At 71.8% G+C, this 17,998-nt stretch carries 21 protein-coding genes; 19 read left to right on the top strand and 2 right to left on the bottom strand.

Features of this window, described 5'->3' with window-relative positions; translation table 11 throughout:
• The first annotated feature begins 358 nt into the window (after positions 1-358).
• The 13 genes from ACWFQ8_RS21610 (at position 359) to ACWFQ8_RS21550 (ending at position 10,334) form a co-directional block, all read left to right on the top strand.
• The gene (locus tag ACWFQ8_RS21610; RefSeq protein ID WP_453787879.1) at positions 359-829 is read left to right on the top strand and encodes a hypothetical protein; all 471 of its coding nucleotides are present in this window, start codon (positions 359-361) and stop codon (positions 827-829) included.
• A 16-nt stretch (positions 830-845) separates the two neighbouring features.
• A complete protein-coding gene (locus tag ACWFQ8_RS21605; RefSeq protein ID WP_453787878.1) occupies positions 846-1,238 on the top strand; it encodes a hypothetical protein in 393 nt (130 codons plus the stop codon).
• A gap of 15 nt (positions 1,239-1,253) precedes the next feature.
• A complete protein-coding gene (locus ACWFQ8_RS21600) occupies positions 1,254-3,422 on the top strand; it encodes a type IV secretory system conjugative DNA transfer family protein (protein ID WP_453787877.1) in 2,169 nt (722 codons plus the stop codon).
• Positions 3,419-3,877, top strand: coding sequence for a DUF6197 family protein (locus ACWFQ8_RS21595; RefSeq protein WP_453787876.1), 459 nt, complete (start codon positions 3,419-3,421; stop codon positions 3,875-3,877). Before ACWFQ8_RS21600 ends, ACWFQ8_RS21595 begins: the two co-directional genes overlap by 4 nt.
• Positions 3,878-3,893: 16 nt before the next feature.
• Positions 3,894-4,049, top strand: coding sequence for a hypothetical protein (locus ACWFQ8_RS21590; RefSeq protein ID WP_453787875.1), 156 nt, complete (start codon positions 3,894-3,896; stop codon positions 4,047-4,049).
• 105 nt (positions 4,050-4,154) lie between these two features.
• Positions 4,155-4,340, top strand: coding sequence for a hypothetical protein (locus ACWFQ8_RS21585; RefSeq protein WP_453787874.1), 186 nt, complete (start codon positions 4,155-4,157; stop codon positions 4,338-4,340).
• Entirely contained in the window at positions 4,337-4,981 is a 645-nt protein-coding gene (locus ACWFQ8_RS21580) for a hypothetical protein (RefSeq protein WP_453787873.1), read from the top strand. The genes ACWFQ8_RS21585 and ACWFQ8_RS21580 overlap by 4 nt, the downstream gene beginning before the upstream one ends.
• An 85-nt stretch (positions 4,982-5,066) precedes the next feature.
• Positions 5,067-5,792 carry a DNA methylase gene (locus tag ACWFQ8_RS21575; RefSeq protein WP_453787872.1) on the top strand — a complete coding sequence of 242 codons (726 nt, stop codon included), beginning with the start codon at positions 5,067-5,069 and terminating at the stop codon, positions 5,790-5,792.
• Positions 5,789-6,694 carry a bifunctional DNA primase/polymerase gene (locus ACWFQ8_RS21570; RefSeq protein WP_453787871.1) on the top strand — a complete coding sequence of 302 codons (906 nt, stop codon included), beginning with the start codon at positions 5,789-5,791 and terminating at the stop codon, positions 6,692-6,694. Before ACWFQ8_RS21575 ends, ACWFQ8_RS21570 begins: the two co-directional genes overlap by 4 nt.
• A complete protein-coding gene (locus tag ACWFQ8_RS21565) occupies positions 6,691-7,002 on the top strand; it encodes a hypothetical protein (protein WP_453787870.1) in 312 nt (103 codons plus the stop codon). Before ACWFQ8_RS21570 ends, ACWFQ8_RS21565 begins: the two co-directional genes overlap by 4 nt.
• Positions 6,999-8,540 carry a YfjI family protein gene (locus ACWFQ8_RS21560; RefSeq protein WP_453787869.1) on the top strand — a complete coding sequence of 514 codons (1,542 nt, stop codon included), beginning with the start codon at positions 6,999-7,001 and terminating at the stop codon, positions 8,538-8,540. Before ACWFQ8_RS21565 ends, ACWFQ8_RS21560 begins: the two co-directional genes overlap by 4 nt.
• Before the next feature lie 345 nt (positions 8,541-8,885).
• Complete coding sequence (locus tag ACWFQ8_RS21555; RefSeq protein ID WP_359116978.1) at positions 8,886-9,080, top strand: excisionase family DNA-binding protein; 195 nt, start codon at positions 8,886-8,888, stop codon at positions 9,078-9,080.
• A gap of 72 nt (positions 9,081-9,152) precedes the next feature.
• Positions 9,153-10,334, top strand: coding sequence for a site-specific integrase (locus ACWFQ8_RS21550; protein WP_453787868.1), 1,182 nt, complete (start codon positions 9,153-9,155; stop codon positions 10,332-10,334).
• Positions 10,335-10,600: 266 nt separating this feature from the next.
• On the opposite strand, the gene ACWFQ8_RS21545 is transcribed toward ACWFQ8_RS21550, so the two are convergent.
• Positions 10,601-11,665, bottom strand: a complete 1,065-nt coding sequence (locus tag ACWFQ8_RS21545; RefSeq protein ID WP_453787867.1) for a DUF5954 family protein — start codon at positions 11,663-11,665, stop codon at positions 10,601-10,603.
• Between the two features lie 197 nt (positions 11,666-11,862).
• Between ACWFQ8_RS21545 and ACWFQ8_RS21540 the strand changes: the two genes are divergently transcribed.
• On the top strand, positions 11,863-12,408 hold the full coding sequence (locus ACWFQ8_RS21540) for an N-acetyltransferase family protein (protein ID WP_453787866.1): 546 nt from the start codon (positions 11,863-11,865) through the stop codon (positions 12,406-12,408).
• 184 nt (positions 12,409-12,592) lie between these two features.
• On the opposite strand, the gene ACWFQ8_RS21535 is transcribed toward ACWFQ8_RS21540, so the two are convergent.
• Complete coding sequence (locus ACWFQ8_RS21535) at positions 12,593-13,039, bottom strand: DoxX family protein (RefSeq protein ID WP_453787865.1); 447 nt, start codon at positions 13,037-13,039, stop codon at positions 12,593-12,595.
• 198 nt (positions 13,040-13,237) lie between these two features.
• On the opposite strand from ACWFQ8_RS21535, the gene ACWFQ8_RS21530 reads away from it, so the two are divergent.
• The 5 genes from ACWFQ8_RS21530 (at position 13,238) to ACWFQ8_RS21510 (ending at position 17,988) form a co-directional block, all read left to right on the top strand.
• Positions 13,238-13,651 (top strand): hypothetical protein, encoded by a 414-nt coding sequence (locus tag ACWFQ8_RS21530; RefSeq protein WP_453787864.1) that lies wholly within the window; start codon positions 13,238-13,240, stop codon positions 13,649-13,651.
• Positions 13,652-14,079: 428 nt separating this feature from the next.
• Positions 14,080-14,781 (top strand): SLAC1 family transporter, encoded by a 702-nt coding sequence (locus ACWFQ8_RS21525; protein ID WP_453787863.1) that lies wholly within the window; start codon positions 14,080-14,082, stop codon positions 14,779-14,781.
• Between the two features lie 9 nt (positions 14,782-14,790).
• Positions 14,791-15,225 (top strand): VOC family protein, encoded by a 435-nt coding sequence (locus ACWFQ8_RS21520; RefSeq protein WP_453787862.1) that lies wholly within the window; start codon positions 14,791-14,793, stop codon positions 15,223-15,225.
• Between the two features lie 113 nt (positions 15,226-15,338).
• On the top strand, positions 15,339-17,633 hold the full coding sequence (locus tag ACWFQ8_RS21515) for a phosphatase domain-containing protein (RefSeq protein ID WP_453787861.1): 2,295 nt from the start codon (positions 15,339-15,341) through the stop codon (positions 17,631-17,633).
• Complete coding sequence (locus ACWFQ8_RS21510) at positions 17,623-17,988, top strand: NTP pyrophosphohydrolase (protein ID WP_453787860.1); 366 nt, start codon at positions 17,623-17,625, stop codon at positions 17,986-17,988. Before ACWFQ8_RS21515 ends, ACWFQ8_RS21510 begins: the two co-directional genes overlap by 11 nt.
• Positions 17,989-17,998: the final 10 nt, after the last annotated feature.

The raw sequence follows: 17,998 nt of genomic DNA, 5'->3' as shown, positions 1-17,998 counted from the left end.
TTACGGGCTGCTGGCGGGTGCTCACTGGGCCGGTGGACTGCGTGACGGATGGCGGTCCGCCTACCTGAAAAAGCCCGGCGCCGCGCCTTCCGGTTCGCCTTCCGCCACGACTCCTCCGGGGTCCTCTGCGCCTGCCTCCGGGGCAACGGTGCCGCCGAAGCCCACGACACCGCCGACGCCCTCCACACCCCCGACGGCCCCGTCGCCGAAGCCTCCAACGCCGCCGACCGCGCCGCCTCCGCCGCCGTCTGCCGGCGCACCTCCCACACCTGCTGCAGGGCCGACGATCCCGCCGCCCGGCACGGTCTCTGCACCTCCGACCGTCACGATTCCCGAGCAGATCAGGAAGGACCCTGCGATGCAGCCCAACCCGCCCGTCCCGCATACCGCGACCGTCGACGCCAACGGCGTCCACGTCACCACCGCCCAGGGGAAGTCCCGCACCTACAGCAGCGGCGAGGTCATCACCCTCACCCAGGTCATCGACCTCGCCGAAGGCGCCGCCACCCTGTGCCAGACCAGCATCGACACGGCCATGGAGCTCGTGGACGAGTCGTCGCAGCTGGCCGCGGACTGCGATGCGCTCGTCGCCGAGATCACCGAAAAGGGCGTCGGCACGAACCTGATCGGCAAGTGCGAGCACCTGAAAGAGCAGCTCGACCTTCAGGCCGCCGCCGCGCAGAAGCTCCACGACCAGATCCAGGGCGGCGAGGAGGCCTGCCGGACCGCGTCCGCGAACGCCGAGGTCCGCCACGGACAGATCTTCCGGGCCGTGGCGGACTCTCCGCTGACCAAGCCCGCCGAACGCGACTTCTACAACGCCCGATAGCCGAGGAGCAGCCCGGATGTCTGTCACAGAAACCCTGAAGGACGCCGCCACCTACGCGGCCCTGCGCACGAAGCTCGCCTGGCTCACCCACCAGGTCCACGTCCACGCCGAGACCGTCACCAAGCTCGCCACTGACGTCGACGAGACCGCAGAGCAGATGCAGGACGCCTCCGAAACGATGAAGGCGCTGGCCGTGGACGCGGCCACCACCGCCGAGTTCGCGGACGCCGCCCTGACCATGACGGGCGCCAAGGACGCGGCCGGCGCCTACACGGCGGCGGCGGACAGTGCGGCCGCGGCCGCCGACGACGCGAAGACCACCACCGAGGCCGAGCACGGGGGCATCGCCGACGCGGTGGACACCTCGCCGGTCGAGATGGCCGAAGCCGCCTTCTACACCCAGCAGTAGGAAGGAGCAGAGGCCATGGGGCCGACCCGAACCCAGTTCATCCAGTACGCGCCCGCCGCCCTCGCCGTGGGGGCGCTCACGGTCGGCCCCTGGTCCGCTCTCGCCGCCGCGGCGGCCGGAGCGGGGGCGTGGGCCATCAACGCCTCCGCCCCCGCCCTGCGGTCCCTGATCGCCTGCGGGATCACGACCAGCGGGTGCGGCATCGCCGCCCACGAGATCCTGGCGAGCGGGATGGACCCGCTGTTCGCTCTCGGTCTCGCCGTGCCGGCCGGGGCCGCGGCCCTGGCTCACTGCCGCAACACCGGCGGTGAATTCGTAGCCCTGCAAGCCACGATGGCCGCGGTTCCGGTGGGGCAGTCCTCGCAGGTGCAGGTGATCACTGCGTGGTGGGCGGAGTTCATCTCCGGCCCGACCCAGACCGAGGGCCGCAAGCTCATCCAGCCCGGGGCCGTCCTCGCGCACCTCGCCCTCGACGTCGGAGACGAGCACGTGTCGTTCACCGGGGTCATCACGCTGCCCCAGGGCCAGCAGGTGAGGGTGAAGGCCGCGGACATCGCTTCCGTCTACCGGGTCCCCGTCTCGCAGGTGGAGCTGGGCGACCCCAAGCACTACGCGCCGAACGCACTACCGGTCACCGTGCACCTCAAGAAGGCGACGGCCGCGCCGGAGATTGCGGCCGGCGTGCCGACGACTCCCGAGGAAGTGTGGGCCGCGCACGTCGCCGTCCCCGACGGAGCGATGCCCGGCACGCGCCTGACCCTGACCCGCTACGACGGCCCCCTGGACTGGGAGGGCATCGCCACCCGGGAGCGGAAGGCCATCGGAACCGTCAATATCCAGGACCTGGCCGGGAACCTCGACCTGTCGAACATCCAGGTCGCCCTGGCCGCCACCGACAAGCCCACGCAGATGGGCGTGCGTGTGATGAAGGAGCACACGCTCATGCACGGCACGATGCTCTCCACCGTCGTCGACGAACTGTCCATGGACTCCCGCGGATACGTCCGCCTGGGCACCTACATCGACGCGCAGCCCGCCCTCGTCCCCCTCGCCCAGCCCGGATCCGGCGCCCGCCACCTGTATCTCGTGGGCGGATCCCGCTCTGGGAAATCGGGGGTGCTGGAACAGATCCTGCTCTCCGCCCACCGCTCCCGGATCGCGGTGATCCTCTCCTCCCCGCAGGCCGGAACCATCGCCGGAGCACCCCTGGCCGCTCACTGCGGGGACGGTCTGGACGAGGCGATGGGCGCCCTGCGCCTGGCCTACGCGCTGATGCTCGACCGCGAGAGCCGCTACCGCTCCCCGTCCTTCCCCTTCACCGACCCGCTGGTCCTGGCAGTCATCGACGAAGCACACATGCTGCTGGCGACCTCCTCGCCCTATCACGCTGAGGCGAAGGCGATCGTGGAGCAGATGACCCGCCGGTCCCTCAAGCGCGGGATCGGCGTGGTCCTGGCCACCCAGACCCCGCTCGCCGAGGACCTGGGCAATTCCTCGATCATCCGCTCCCAACTCCTGATCGGCGGCGGTGCGGTCTTCCTGCGCTGCGCCAAGGGCCAGGGATCCCTGGTCGGGGCGAACGCGGTCCAGGGGGCGGAGGGAATCGACCTGTCGCTGATCCCCGACTCGTGGCCCGGCCAGGCCCAGAAGGTCGCCGACCGTGACATGTCCGGCCTTGACACCACCGCCGTCGCCAGGCCCGAGGACGCCACCTTCGGCCTGGGCTACCTCCTCACCCCCGGATCCCAGGCCGTCCAGTTCCGCTCCCTCTACCTGGACGTCCCGCCCGCCTCCCTCGCCGGAAACCAGCAGCCCGTCCCGGTCGAGCACTGCGAAGCCTGGCAGCACCGGGAGGCGATCGCGCAGACCCCGATGGTCGATCAGCGGGGCAAGAACCTGATCGGCAGCCTCGCCGATCTCCTCACCAAAGCCCAGCACGGAACATCCGCGCTGCCCCAGCAGCGGGCCCAGAACGACCCCGCCGGCCCCGCACCCGCTTCGGAAGGACAGGAGCTGATCAAGCCGCGAATCCTCGAACTCCTGAGGGAGGAAGCCCTCCCCATGACCGCCGAGACCATCGCCCGAAAGCTTGGCACCACCGCAAACAAGATCAAGCCCCGCTTGACCGAGCTGAAGAAGCGCGACGAGATCACCAACGAAAACGGACTGTGGAGGGCAGCATGAACCGCACCACAACCCGCTTCACCCCCATCGACCCCGACCTGTATGCGAAAGCGTTCCAGCTCCTCGACCCCACCCCGGAACCCGACGTCCCCACGGCCCCGGCCGCGCCCGCACCGGCGCCCGCCGTCCTCGCCGCGACCCCGCCTGTGCACCGGCCTGGCCCGGTTGAGAAGACCCTGACCGACGCTCTGGCGTTCCTCGACACCCACGGCTGGGCCAAGCACCGCCTCATCCACCCCGAGGGCGCCCGCTGCTCCATCGGCGCCCTGCGCGCTGCCGCCGGCACCCGCAACACCACCTACCGCGACGCCGGAAACCTGCTCCTGGACGAGGCCCGACGCCAGCACGGCAAGCAGTGGGACGCGATCCCCACCTGGAACGACTCCCACACCGGCCCCCAGGTACGCAGCGTGTGGGAAGCCGCCATCCAGCGCGCACACCACCTGAACATCTGACGGCTGGAGCCACCGCGTGTCGTTCTCCTTCACCGACCCCAAGCCGAACAACGAACCGTCCTTCTCCTTCACCGGACCGGCCGACGTGGAAGAGCAGCTGCAGGCGATCGCCGACATGGCACACGAAATCCTCCGCCTCGTCGCCGCCCTCCGCAGGCAGCTCAACAACTGAACGCCCCGTCACCAGACAACGAGGGCGGCCCCTCTCGCCAGAGTCCGGGCCGCCCTCACCCATGTCCGACCGCGCCACCAGTCCTCAAAGCCGAAAGGCCACTGCGTGAACCAGCCCCTGCGCGAACGCGTCGCCGACGCGCTCGCGCTCCTCACCGGCACCCACATCGTCCGCTGCCCGCACCCCGGCTGCCGGGTCTCGGTCCGCTACCGGCACGTCGCCCCCGACGAGGCCAAGCGGCTGACCGACCTGGCCACCGACCACACCCGCCACGGAGGAGAAAACACATGACCAGCACCACGATGCCGTGGTTCGAGACCCTGACCGACAGCGTCGCCGCCCTCGGCGCCGCCGCCCGCGAAGCCCGCACCGCCCACCGGGCCGCGCGGGCCGCCGGCGCGCAGTACCACCTCCACCGGCTCCGGAACGTCGACGGCGCCGTCACCGTCCCCGGGCAGACCGCGACGGTTCCGGAGCGGCCGCACGACCGGGCGGTCCTCGTGATCGTGGCCTCCCACCTGGCGCACGAGTGCCGCATGGCCGAGCTGTACGACGACGCGGCCGCCGCCTACGCCTTCGGCGCCGCCTGGGCCATCGGGCGCGTGCTGGACGGTCAGCGGCCGCCCCTCGTCGCGATCAGCCGCCAGGCCGACGGCCGCACCGCCATCCCCGACGAGCTGTTCCCCGTCCCGCCCGCCTTCAAGGGCCTCGACCACTGGAACGGCCACGCACGGTTCGAGCAGGCCCGAGCGGAGCTGGACCGGGTCGGTGACCTCTGGGCCTACGTCCGCGGCCTCGACGAGCCGGACATTCCCGACACTTTCGACCTGCTCGACGTCAACGAAAAGCTCGCCTCCGCCCCCGACGCCGCGTTCGCCTACGGCCAGATCGCCGAATCCGCGCTCACGTTCACGCTCCTCGACCGCCGCTAGCTACGCCGAGGGCGGCCCCCCTCTCGCCAAAGTGCGGGGCCGCCCTCGTCAACCAGCACGTTGCATCGAACTGGAGGACTCCAGCATGACCCACACCGCCGACATTCGGCGAGACCACCGGCCGCACCTTCTGGACCTGTACTCCTGCGCTGGAGGCGCGGGCCGTGGCTACGACCGGGCCGGATTCAACGTCACCGGCGTCGACATCCGCCCCCGCCCGAACTACCCCTTCACCTTCATGCACGGGGACGCCCTCACCGTCCTCGCCGAACTCATCACCTCCGGTGAGATCCACCGCTACGCCGTCGTTCACGCTTCCCCGCCGTGCCAGAAGCGGTGCGCGCTGACCGTGGGGACCAACAAGTCCCGCGGCTGGGGCGGCCAGCACGTCGACCTCGTCGCGCCCACCCGGGAGCTTCTGGAGGCGTCCGGGCTGCCGTACGTGATCGAGCAGCCCGACGGCAAGGCCGATGTCCGCAAGGACATCACCCTGTGCGGGGAGATGTTCGGCCTGGGCGTGCTGCGGCACCGCAACTTCGAACTCGGCGGTTGGACCGCCGTCCAGCCCAAGCACCTGCGGCACCGTGGCCGGGTGCGTGGCTGGCGGCACGGCAAGTACCACGACGGGCCGTATGTCGCCGCCTACGGCAACGGCGGTGGCAAGGCCACCGTTGCCGAGATGCAGCAGGCGATGGGCATCGACTGGACCGACGTCCGCGAGGAACTCACCGAAGCCATCCCGCCGGCCTTCTCCGAGTGGCTCGGCCGTGCATTCCTCGCCCGTACCTCGGCCGGGGCGGTGGCGGCATGAGGACCGCGACCGGGCACCTGAGTACCGCACTGTGGCTCGCCGAGATCGGGTTGCCCGTCCTGCCCCTGCGCGCGAGCAAGCTCCCTGTCGGGAACTGTGTCGCCTGCACCGGCAGCAAGGGCGCCGGGCCCTGCCGGTGCGGGGACCGGCCGAATATGAAGTTCGCAGGGCCCTGCCAGTGCCCCGCTCCCTGCCACGCCTGGGCCGCCGCCACCACTGACCCGGCCGTCCTCACCTCCCCGGCCTGGGCCCGCGCCTGGCGGCAGGCCGGTGGGGTCGCCTACCACCCCGGCGGCGCCCATCTCACGGTCGTGGACCTCGACAACGCCGACGCGGTCGCATGGGCCCGCCAGGCCCTGCCCGCGACCAAGACCGTGGCGACAACCCGGGGGGAGCACTGGGTCTACCGGGGCGCCATGCAGTCCGCCAACGGAGTCCGGCCCGGTGTGGACATCAAGTCCCTGATGTCCTACGTCCGCTGGATCAACGCCGGGACCGGCACCATGACCGTCCTGCCCGATGCCGTGCGTGCCCTGGTCGGCAGGGAAGAGTCCACCTCCGCCCGGTCCCAGGGAGGGGAGGTGGACTCTTCCTCACCGGCCCGCGCCACCTGGGACCGATCGGTCGCCACCGGCTGCCGCCACAACGACACCTTCGTCCGCACCGGCCTGCAGCGCGGGCTCGCCAGGATCACCGCCTGCAGGGATGAGGGCGCCGGATCCAAGGCCTACGGAGTCGCCCGCTTCCTCGCCAACCAGCACACCGCCTGCCCCGGCCCCTGCGGCCTGGAGATCCTCGCCCGGCACATCATCGACGCGGCCGTGTCTGTGGACGTCCCCGAGGCGTACGCCGAGCGGGCCGTCGCCAACGGATTTTGCGCCGTCCTGGTGAAGGCACCATGACCGCCCGCCCCAGTCCCGCCGAACCGGCCACCACCCCGGACGGCAGTGGCGCGCCGAAAGTCGTCGCCGAAGGCGTCCCTTCATCAGTTCGCCCTGACCCGCACGCCGACGACGGCCGCCGGCCCGTCGCCTGGCTCCACATCGTCGCCCCGCCCTCGCACGGCGCCAGCCCGAGCGTCCGCTCCTGGTGCTCGTGCGGCCGGGACCTGTTCGCCGCAGGCCGCGCCCGCGCCCTCGCACTCATCGCCGACCACGCAGAGCACCGAGAAGCCTGCTCCCGCCTCACCCCGCGAAGGGAAGCCGCATGACCACGCACGACCCCGAGCTGTGGGCCGGATTCGACGAGATGACCCCGGAGGACGTCGCCGGGCCCGTGTGGGAGGAGCCCGTACCGCTCAACCCGCGCGGGCAGCTTCCCACCTTCCCCGTAGACGCCCTGCCTGACTGGCTCGCCGCCATGACGGCTGGGGTCGCGGAGGAGACGCAGACGCCCGTCGACCTCGCCGGGTGTCTCGCGCTCGCGGTCGTCGGCACGGCCGCCGGCGGGCGCCTCACCGTCACCGTGCGCGGGCAGTGGAGCGAGCCGGTCAACCTCTACACCGCCGTCGCCCTACCGCCCGGCAACCGCAAAAGCGCCGTGTTCGGGCTCATGACCAAGCCCCTCCTCGCCGCCGAGAAAGCTCTGATCGAGCTGACGGCGCCCCAGCGGGCCGAGGCCGCAGCGTCCGCCCGGATCGCGAAGGCCGCCGCCGAGAAGGCCGAGAAGGTTGCGGCCAACGCCGACGCCGACAAGCTGGCCGATCTGACCGCCCAGGCCGTCTCTCTATCGGATGCCGCCGAGCGGGCCGTCGTACCGGCCGAGCCGCAGCTCGTCGCCGACGACGTGACCGCCGAGAGCCTGACCAGCCTCCTCGCCCAGCAGGACGGACGGATCGCGATCCTGTCCCCGGAGGGCGAGATCTTCGAGATCATCGCCGGACGCTACTCCGGCGTCCCGAACATGGGGATCTTCCTCAAGGGCCACGCCGGCGACATGGCCCGCGTCAACCGCCAGGCTCGCGACGCCCAGTACATCGAGAACCCCGCCATCACCATGGGCCTGGCCGTGCAGCCGGAGGTCCTGGACTCCATCGGGCAGATCAAGGGCGCCGACGGCCGCGGCCTGCTCGCACGCTTCCTCTACTCCAAGCCCGAATCCCTCGTCGGCTACCGCAACCTCACCCCCGAACTCCTCAACCCCGACACCGCCAGCACCTATGCACAGAACCTCGGGCGCCTGGCCCTGACCCTCGCGGGCTGGACCGAGACCGCCGAACTCACCCTTACTCCGGGGGCGGACGCCGTCCTGCTGGCCTACCAGCGCGTCACGGAATCCCGCCTGCGCAAGGACGGGAGCCTCGCGCCGATCGTGAACTGGGCCAGTAAGCGCGACGGAGCCGTCGCCCGCATCGCTGGCCTCCTCCACCTCGCCGCCCACCCCGAGGACGCCTGGACCCGGCCGATCGCCGCCGCGACCATGGCCGCCGCCACCCGCCTCGGGGACTACTTCACCGCCCACGCCCTCGACGTCTTCAACGCCATGAAGGCCGACCCCGCCCAGGCAGCCGCCCACACCGTCCTGACCCACCTGACCGACACCCGCACAACCGCCTTCACCAAACGCGACCTCTTCCGCGCGATGCCCCGCAGCGAGTTCCCCGCCATGGGCGACCTCGACCCCGCCCTGGACCTCCTGGAGGAACACGGCTGGATCCGCCAGCAGCCCCCGCCACCCCGCACCACACGCGGCGGCCGGCCGCCCTCACCCCGCTACGAGACCCACCCCCGCATCACCCCCGCCGCCTGAAAACCCCCCAACCCACTGACAGAATTGACAGAACCTCCCGACCAGCCGCCTGACCTGCGGAAACGAGCACTTTCGGAGGTGTGACAAAACCTCCGAAAACTCTGACAGAACTCCAAAAACCTCGCCGCAGGGCGAGCCGCCCAGTCTGACAGAACCTAGGTTTTCGAGGTTCTGTCAGAGTTTTTTGAGGTTTTGTCACACGGCCCGAACCGGCCGAAACAGCAGGTCAGAGGCCACATGCCGAGGTTCTGTCAGTTCTGTCAGCGATTCCGGGCCCCTGCGGGGGCGCTGGTCTCGCACACCTGACACTTCATGGACCGGAAGGAACGTCATCACGTGGCACTGATGGTCGAACCCGAGCGGCGGCTGCACAGCGTGGAGGAAGCAGCCGAACTCCTCAACGTCGGCCGCTCCACAGCGTTCGAGGAGATTCGCCTCGGCCGGCTGCGGACCGTCCGCGTCGGTCGACGACGGCTCGTACCCACCGAGTACCTCGACGAGTACGTGGAACTTCTCAAGACCGAAGCCTGCGCCGCCTAAGAAAGTGCGACTTCCACAGCGGGGCCGTCCCTACCAGGGTGCGGCCCCGCTCTCATGTCTGAAAGGTGCCTGATGGACAGTGAGCAGAAGCAAGCTCGCAAGGCAGGGAACGGAGAGGACTCGATCTACTGGGACGAGTCAAAGAACCGGTACATCGGCGCAATTTCCCTGGGCTACACCCCTTCGGGTCAGCGACTCCGCAGGAAGGTCTCCGGTCGTACGAAGGCTGAGGTACGCAAGAAGCTGCGGGACCTTAGGGCCGAGATGGAGAGGGGCAGCCGCACGCCAGCTCACTACACGGTGAAACAGGCGGTTGAAGCCTGGTTGGAGCAAGGGCTCAAGGGCAAGGCCGAGTCGAGTCGGTCCACATACCGGAGCCTCGCCGCGGCGCACATCTATCCGCACCTGGGTTCGGCGAAGCTCCGCGAACTCGACGCTGACCAAGTGGATGCTTGGCTCGACGACAGGAAGGAGGCGTTGGCGACAACCTCTCTGCGGTTGGTGCACTCGGTCCTCAGCCGCTCGATCACGCACGCACAGCGGCGCGGCAGGGTGCCGCAGAACGTGGCCACACTTGTTAGCGTGCCCGACGGTAAGGTCGGCCGCCCCAGCAAGTCCCTGTCCCTGGAGCAGGGGGCGGCCGTGTTGAACGTGGGGGAGGGGACATGGATTCACGCCTACGTGGTGCTCGCCCTGCTCGTGGGCATCCGGACAGAAGAGACGCGCCCTCTCACGTGGGACCGGGTGCACACTGACCCGCCGGACGGCAGCGAAGCACACATCGACGTTTGGCGCTCTGTACGAAGGCACGGTGAAACGAAGACTCAGAAGAGCCGTCGCTCGCTAGCCATGTCTCGCAGAGCCGCGGAGGTAGTACGTGTGCACAAGGCTCGACAACAGGCCGCGTGCCGGGCTGCTGGGCGCGAGTGGAGTGCCGACGGACTCGTGTTCCCCGCGGACGCGGGAGGGGTACGGACGGCAGAGAATGTCCGCCGCAACCTCCGCAGGCTGCTGAAGGAGGCCGGGTTCTCGGATCCATCGGCATGGACGACCAGGGAGTTGCGGACGAGTTTCGTCTCACTGCTCTCCGATCACGGGCTCAGAATCGAGGACATTGCCCGGCTGGTCGGCCACAGCGGTACGCAGGTCACCGAGAAGGTCTACCGGAAGCAGATCCGGCCCGTGATCACGAAGGGCGCCGAGGCTATGGACGAAATCTTCGGGTCCAGCGGAGACGCCAGTCCTTCTCCATGAGCCGATTTCGGGGCCGTGGCTCCCCGTTTGGCTCCCAGCTGATGCCCCGCAGTTCTGGCAGACCCTGTGACCTGCCAGAACGCGGCGGCCAGCGGCAATCTCGGCTTACGTTCCACTTAAGGCAGCGGTAAGCAGGCGATCAGGAAGCGGGCCGCGGAGCCGGCCGTGCCGCGCTCGACCACCCTGGCGCGGGCACCGCCGGAGGGACTGGTTCGCGGGAGGCGGTCCGAGCCGGAGGACTTCCCGCCGTACGACGGCCCGCTGGGTCAGTCCTCGGGGAGGACCCGGCCGTCCTCGTCGAGGGCGAGGTGGATGCGCGCGGGGTCCTGGCTGTTGACGTCGGACGGGCGCGGGCCCTCGGGCCCGTCGGGACCCCAGCGAAGCAGGCGCCGGGTACGGACGATCTGGTACACCGTGCCTTGGAACTCCAGCTGGTTCACGCGCCCGACCCGGAGCGAGTCGGCGGCCTCGGCGTACGCGGCCAGTTCCGCGGAGCCGCCCGCCGCACACGTACGGGCGTCGGTCTGCGGGCCCGCGTCCTCGGGGATGTGGCCGCGCATCCTGGGCCACATCCAGGTCAGCGCGAAGTCCAGCGACTTGCGGGCCGCGTGCGCGGTCGCGTGCGGGCCGCTGATCGGCCTCCAGCCGCCCGAGGCCCGTTCCACGACCGTGAACGTCGCCGGCAGCAGCAGGACGTCCGGGTGGGTGTCCACGGCGCGCTCCGCGTCGGCCCGTACCTCTTCCGGGAACCGCTCACCGGTGTAGCGCAGGCCCCGCAGCGCCAGCCGCTCGACCGCCTGGGTCGGGGTGACGGGCGCGTCCGGATCCAGTACGAGTCCGTCGTCGATCCCCGGCTCCCGCACCGCGCGGTCCCAGTCGGGGACCGGAGGCTCCGGATCGGTCGGGCGCGGGGGCTCCATGCCGCCCGGGCCCGAACCCGCGTACTCCTCGGCCCGTACGATCCGGTACCGGGTCCCGCCCGCCGCGAGCTCGTCGACCCGCTCGGTCTCCAACCGGGCGACGGCCGCCAGCAGTTCCCGGCGCTCCGCCCGGTCCTGCGCCTCGTCCTTGGCGCGGAACCACAGGCACGAGTTCAGCGCGTCGCGCGCCTGCTGCGGGCAACCGGACGTCACCTCGATCAGCACCCGCCACAAGGCCCCGTCACCGTCGCGCCGCGCCGCCACCCCGAACAGCGGGCCGCGCACCACCACGTCGCCGGCACGCGTCACGGCGTCGACCGCATCCGCCTCGACGGCCGCTTCCACCGGCTCCACGGGCACCCGCACCACCATCGGCCGCGACCCGCCCGGTCCCACATCCCCACGGTCCATGCCCCCCATCCTGCCGACCGCGCCACGCCCCCGCCCCGGATTCGCCGATTCGCCACCCCTCACACGTCCGACGGGTCATCCTTCGGGGGCGAGGGTTCGGAGGTCGTAGAGGTAGGTGCGGTCGTTCCCGCGAACGTGAAGGACGCGAATGCTCCTTGCGCCGCCCGGGCGCAGGCAGCGCCTGGGATGCTCCTCGTATGGAGCAGGAGAGGACGCCCGACCTCACCCGGATCACCGGAGAGCATCAGGTCGCTCCCGGGCTGCGGGAACAGCTCGTCGACTGCTGGATCGCCGTCACGAACGCCGGTGGCGCTGCGGGATTCCCCTTCCCGCCCGTCCATACGGACGACGTCGCGCCCGTCGCGGACGAGCTCCTCGGGCGTCTCCACCCGTCGCGCAGCCGACTCGTCGTCGCCACCTTCGACGACGCCCTCGCCGGATGGGTCGTCCTCAACCGTGATCCCTTTCGGCTCGTCGCCCACTGGGGCACGGTCCATCACCTCCAGACCCGTCCCGTGTTCCGCGGTCGCGGGGTCGGTTCCGCCCTCATGCGAGAGTTGCACACGGTTGCCCGTGACGAGTGGGGGCTCGAACAGCTCCGTCTCGCGGCCCGGAGCGGCGAGGGGCTGGAGAAGTTCTACGGCCGCCTCGGCTGGCGCGAGGTCGGCCGCTGGCCCAGGGCCCTGCGCTTCGCGCCCGACGACACCCGGGACGAGGTCCTGATGCTCCTCGATCTCCTCTGAGCAAGAAGCCCCGGGACCTACCCTTCCCGCCGCGTCCGAGACCGCGCAGCCCAGGTGGTGGAGTCCCGCCCCCGGGGGCTCCTCCCGGAGCGGGCTCCATGGATTGCCGCCGCCCGGCAGTCCGCCCATCACAGCCCAGGACGAATTCTGCCCCGCTGACCGAGGCGTACGGAGGATCGTTCCGTCAGGCCGCCACGGCCTCGTGGCGGGGGTCGCTGCCCCGGCCGGCCGTGCGCGCGCCGAACAGCCGCTCGGCGGCGAAGGCTCCGGGGCCGGTGAACACCAGCAGCAGGAAGGCCCAGCAGAACATCGCCGAGGACTCGCCGCCGTTCTGCAGCGGCCAGAGCGCGTCCGGCTGGTGGACCGTGAAGTACGCGTACGCCATCGACCCGGAGGCCACGAAGGCGGCGGAGCGGGTTCCCAGGCCGAGGAGGATCAGGCCGCCCGCCACCAGCTGGATGGCGGCGGCGTACCAGCCCGGCCAGGCGCCGACGGCGACCGTGCCGCCGCCGTGGGCACCGCCGAGGACGCCGAAGAGCGAGGCGGCGCCGTGGCAGGCGAAGAGCAGTCCGGTGACGATGCGGAACAGCGCGACGGCGTAGGGCTGGGCGGCGTTGAGACTTCCGGTCACGGAGGGCTCCTTCAAGTGGGGGGAGGGGGAGGGTTCCGCGATATGTGCTCGACGCGCACGTCGGCGAGCACAGGTTAGGTAGACCTAAATTGACTGGCAAGGTCGATTTCCGGCCGCCGGGGACGCGGGCCCGGCCCCGTGTCCGCGGCCCGCCCGGCTCGCCGCGAGCGGCGCCGCGACGGAGGATGGGGAGTTGTGATGACCGTACTCGTAGTGGGTGTCCCGGAGGGCGAGGAACTGGAGCGCCTGCGGTCGCGCATCCAGAGCGACCCGCGCTTCCGGGTCATCTCCCATGCCGACGAACCGGCCGTCGCCCTCGCGCACGCCCGCGTCCTGCTGCCCGACGTCACCGTGCTCGCCCTGCCGGACGGCCTGGACAGCCTGGACACCGATCCGGGCGTCCTCGGGGTCTTCCGGGGGGTGCGCGCCCTGGACCCGCCGAGCGGTGTGGTCCTGCGGACCCCCGCCGACGGCGCGCCCGTGCCGGCCTCGGGCCTCGCGGTGGACGGGGCGGTGCACATCGTCAGCGAGGGCGACCCGGACGGCCTGGCCCGGGCCCTGCGGACGATCGGCCTCCGCCGGGCGAGCTGCGATCCGGACGGCTCGCACTGACCGACCCGCCCCGCGCCCGCCGTGTGTCGCCCCCGTGGCTCCGGGTCTGTCGCCCCCGTGGCCCGGTCCGGTGGCCGCCCCTTCCCGCCCCCACGCGGGTGCCCGGCGCGTCCGCTGGCGGGCCGTCCACCGGTGGTGTCCGCTGGAGGGATGAGCCCTTCCTCCCGGCGTGCCTGGTGGGCCGGGCTCCCGCCGGCGGCGGGAGCCGCCGTGATGGCCGCCGGCATCCTCTCCGTCGGCCTGCACCTGGTCGGCCACGAGGTGCTGTCGCTGGTCGCGCTGGCGCTCGCCGCGGCCCTGTGGGTCGTACTCGCCGCCGACTTCACGGCCCGGCTGACGGGCGACCGGCGCCGGTTCCGCGCCGAGGCCTACACCCCCCCGCGCTCACCGCCGTCGCCGCCACCACCGTCCTCGGCACCCGGCTGTCGATGCTCGGATGGCGGAACGTTGCCATCGCACTGCTCGTTCTGTCCGCGGCGCTCTGGCCCGGACTGCTCGTCGCGGTCGTCCGGCACTGGCGCCGGCGCATGCCCGGCGTGGCCTTCCTCGGCTGCGTCGCCACCCAGGGGCTCGCGGTCCTCGCCGCCGTCCTCGCCACCCCGGGCGGCCCGGACCGGCTCACCCCGGCGGCACTGGCGGCCTTCTGCCTCGGCCTGCTGCTCTACGCGGCGGCGCTCGTCCGGTTCGACCCGCACGAGGTGGCGCGCGGCGCGGGGGACCACTGGGTCGCGGGAGGCGCGCTCTCCATCTCCGCGCTGGCCGGGTCCAAGCTCCTGGGGTCACCCGTCTGGACCGGCGCCGCGCACACGGCCCTGCGGACCGCCACCTTGGTGCTGCTCGCCGTGTCCCTGGCCTGGTACGCGGTCCTCCTCTACGCGGAACTGCGCCACCCCCGGCCGCACTACGACATCCGCCGCTGGGCCACGGTCTTCCCGCTCGGTATGACGGCCGTCGCCTGCCTCTCCGCGGCGGAGCCGGCCGGCGTCGCAGGGCTGCGGCCGCTGGGGGAGGTGCTGCTCTGGATCGCGGTGGGCGCCTGGCTGCTGACCTCGGCCGCCTTCCTCGTCTCGCGCCGGGCCGCCCTGCGCCGGGCCCCGGCTCCTGTGGCGCCGCCCGGGCCCTCTCAGTAGGGTCCCGGCATGGCATACACGTTCCAGGTGACCTTCGACTCGACCGATCCGCACCCCCTCGCCGACTGGTGGGCCGACGCCCTCGGCTGGGAAGTGGAGCCGAGCGACGAGGCGTTCATCCGGGGTCTGGTCGCCGCCGGCCACGCGAGCGAGGACGACACGACCACCCACAACGGCAACCTCGTCTGGAAGGTCGGCGCCGCGATCCGCCACCCCGGGGGAGACCAGCAGGCCCCGCGCGTGCTCTTCCAGCTGGTGCCCGAACCCAAGACGGTCAAGAACCGGGTCCACCTGGACGTCCGCGCCGGCGGCGAGGACGGCAAGGCCGTGGTCGAGCGGCTGCTCGCCAAGGGCGCCGTCTTCCTCCACGACGGCCGCCAGGGCCCCTACGAGTGGGCCACCCTCGCCGACCCGCAGGGCAACGAATTCTGCATCACGTACTGAACGGGCCCGCGTCACGTACTGAACCATCCCCGCCGCCGCGGCCAGGCGTAATCGAGTACCGGGCACACCCTCCCGCAGGTGAGAATGAGCCATCTCGACCCGGGAGGAACCCCATGAGCCAGGACCGCCTGACTCTGCACGACCTGCTGCCCGCGCAGGAGCTGGCCGACGCGATCGAGGCGGGCCACGTGAGCCGCAAGCGCCACCCCGATCTGCCGCTCTCCCTCTACACGTACACGCGGACGGCCCAGTACGAGGGCGTCTGGAACCGGGTCACCACGCGCTGCCGCGGACTCGTCGCCGACGACACCAACGGCGCCGTCGTCGCCCTGCCGCTGCCGAAGTTCTTCAACGTCGGGGAGCACGAGTCGGGTCAGCCGTACGCGCCCTCCCTGCCCGACGAGCCGTTCGAGGTCTACGACAAGGTCGACGGCAGCCTCGCCGTGGTCTTCCACTACGCGGGCAACTGGCGGGTCGCCTCCAAGGGTTCCTTCATCAGCGCCCAGGCGACCTGGGCCCAGCGCCGCCTGGGCACCAAGGACACCGCCGCCCTGCGCCCCGGCACCACGTACCTCGCCGAGATCCTCTACCCCGGCAACCGCATCGTCGTGAACTACGGCGGCCGCCAGGACCTCGTCCTCCTCGCCGCCTTCGGCCCGGACGGCGCGGAAGTCCCCCTCGCCGAGGCGGCCTCCCACTGGGAGGGCATCGGCTCCGTCGTGACCGTGTGGCCCGCCATGCCGCTCGACGCGCTGATGGCCCTGGCCGAGTCCAACACCCTCCCCGGCGGCGCCGCCGTGACCGGCACCGACGCCGAGGGCTTCGTCCTGCGCTTCGCCTCCGGCGTCCGCGCCAAGGCCAAGCTGTCCGAGTACGTACGGCTGCACAAGGTGGTCACCGGAGTCACCGAACGCGACATCTGGCGCGACCACGGCATCCAGCGCTTCTCCGGCCGGCCCGCCACGCACATCGCCCGGATCCTCGGCTGCCCGCTCGCCGAGGTCGAGGCATCGGGCGGCAAGCCGCTCGATGCGCTGCTGGAGCAGGTACCCGACGAGTTCGACGCCTGGGTGCGGCAGGTGATCGCCCGTCTGGAGGACGCCGCGGCCCGGCACGAGCGAGCGATCGACGAGGCGTACGCGGGCCTCGCCCACCTCGCTGCCGACCGCGGCGCGTTCGCACGGGCCGCCAAGGCCCTGGGGGACCGCAAGCTGGCGGCCGCGATGTTCCTGCGGCTCGACGGACGGCCCACCGAGCTCACCACCTGGCGGCACGTGCGTCCCGAGACGGCCGACCCCTACCTGACCGACGAGGAGAACGCGGCAGTGCCCGAGGAGGCCCGCGTACCCGCGCCCCAGACGGCGCCCGCCCCCAGGACCGGGACGGACGCCGCCGCGCCCGCGCGCCGGGCCGCGCCGCGCGTCCCGGCGCCGGCCGCGGTCCGCGGAGCCGACCGCGCCGACCAGGAGCGCCCCCTGCCCGTCGCGCACCTCATGACGGGTCTGCCGGCCTCGGGCAAGACCACCGCGGCACGTGCCCTCCAGGCGGAGTCCGGCGGCCGGATGCGCCGCGTCAACCTGGACGACCTGCGGGCCATGCTCGACCTGCCGGATCCCGAGCGGGCCCGGTCCTACACCCACGAGCAGACCGTGCTGGAGATCCAGGACGCGGCGGTCCGCGCGGCCGTCGACGGCGGTTTCGACGTGGTCGTCGACAACACCCACTTGACCAAGAACATCCCCAAGCGCCTCAAGGCGGCGGTCGGCGGACGCGCCACGTTCGTCGTGCACGACTTCACCCACGTGCCGCTGGAGGAGTGCCTGCGCCGGGACGCCGCCCGGGAGCGCCGGGTCGGCGAGGAGATCATCCGCATCCTGGCCGACAAGCACCACAAGGCCCGCAAGGGCGGCTGGCGGCTGACGGCGGACTGGATGAACGGCACATCGGGCGCCGCGGCCGTACCGCCCGTCCGGGAGTACGTCGCCGACCCCGCACTGCCCGCCGCCGTGATGTGCGACATCGACGGCACCCTGGCGCTCACCGGTGACCGCGGCCCGTACGACTTCTCGCGCTGCGAGCTCGATCTGCTCAACGAGTCGGTCAAGCACGCCCTCGACGCCTTCCGGCGGGCCGACGGCGACACGATCGTGCTGCTCTCGGGGCGCGGCGAGGAACACCGCCCGCAGACCGAGTCCTGGCTGCGGCGGCACCAGGTGCCGTACGACGAGCTGTGGATGCGCGCGGCCGGCGACACGCGCCGCGACGACGTCGTGAAGGCCGAGCTGTTCGACGCGCACGTCCGCGACCGGTACGCGGTGCGGGTGTCACTCGACGACCGGGACCGCGTCGTGGCGGTCTGGCGCCGGATGGGCCTGCCCACCTGGCAGGTCAACTACGGTGACTTCTGACCGCGCGGTGAAGGTGCTGATCGTGGACGCCGCGAACGTCGTCGGGTCCGTGCCCGACGGCTGGTGGCGGGACCGGCGCGGCGCGGCCGAGCGGCTGCGCGACCGGCTGGCCATGCGGGAGGAAGGCGAGGAGATCGTCCTCGTGGTCGAAGGCGCGGCCCGGGGCGTGGAGTCCGTTCCCGGCGTACGGGTGGATCCGGCGCCCGGGAGCGGCGACGACCGGATCGTGGAACTGGCCGCGGCCCACGCGGAGCGCGACTGCGTCGTGGTCACCGCCGACCGCGAACTGCGCGAACGGGTCCGGGCGTACGGCGTGCGGTGCGTGGGCCCGCGTGCCGTACGCCCGGCGGACTGACCGGCCGCGC

It is taken from the genome of Streptomyces sp. NPDC055254, assembly GCF_053606025.1.
This window is presented reverse-complemented; position numbering and strand designations above follow the sequence as displayed.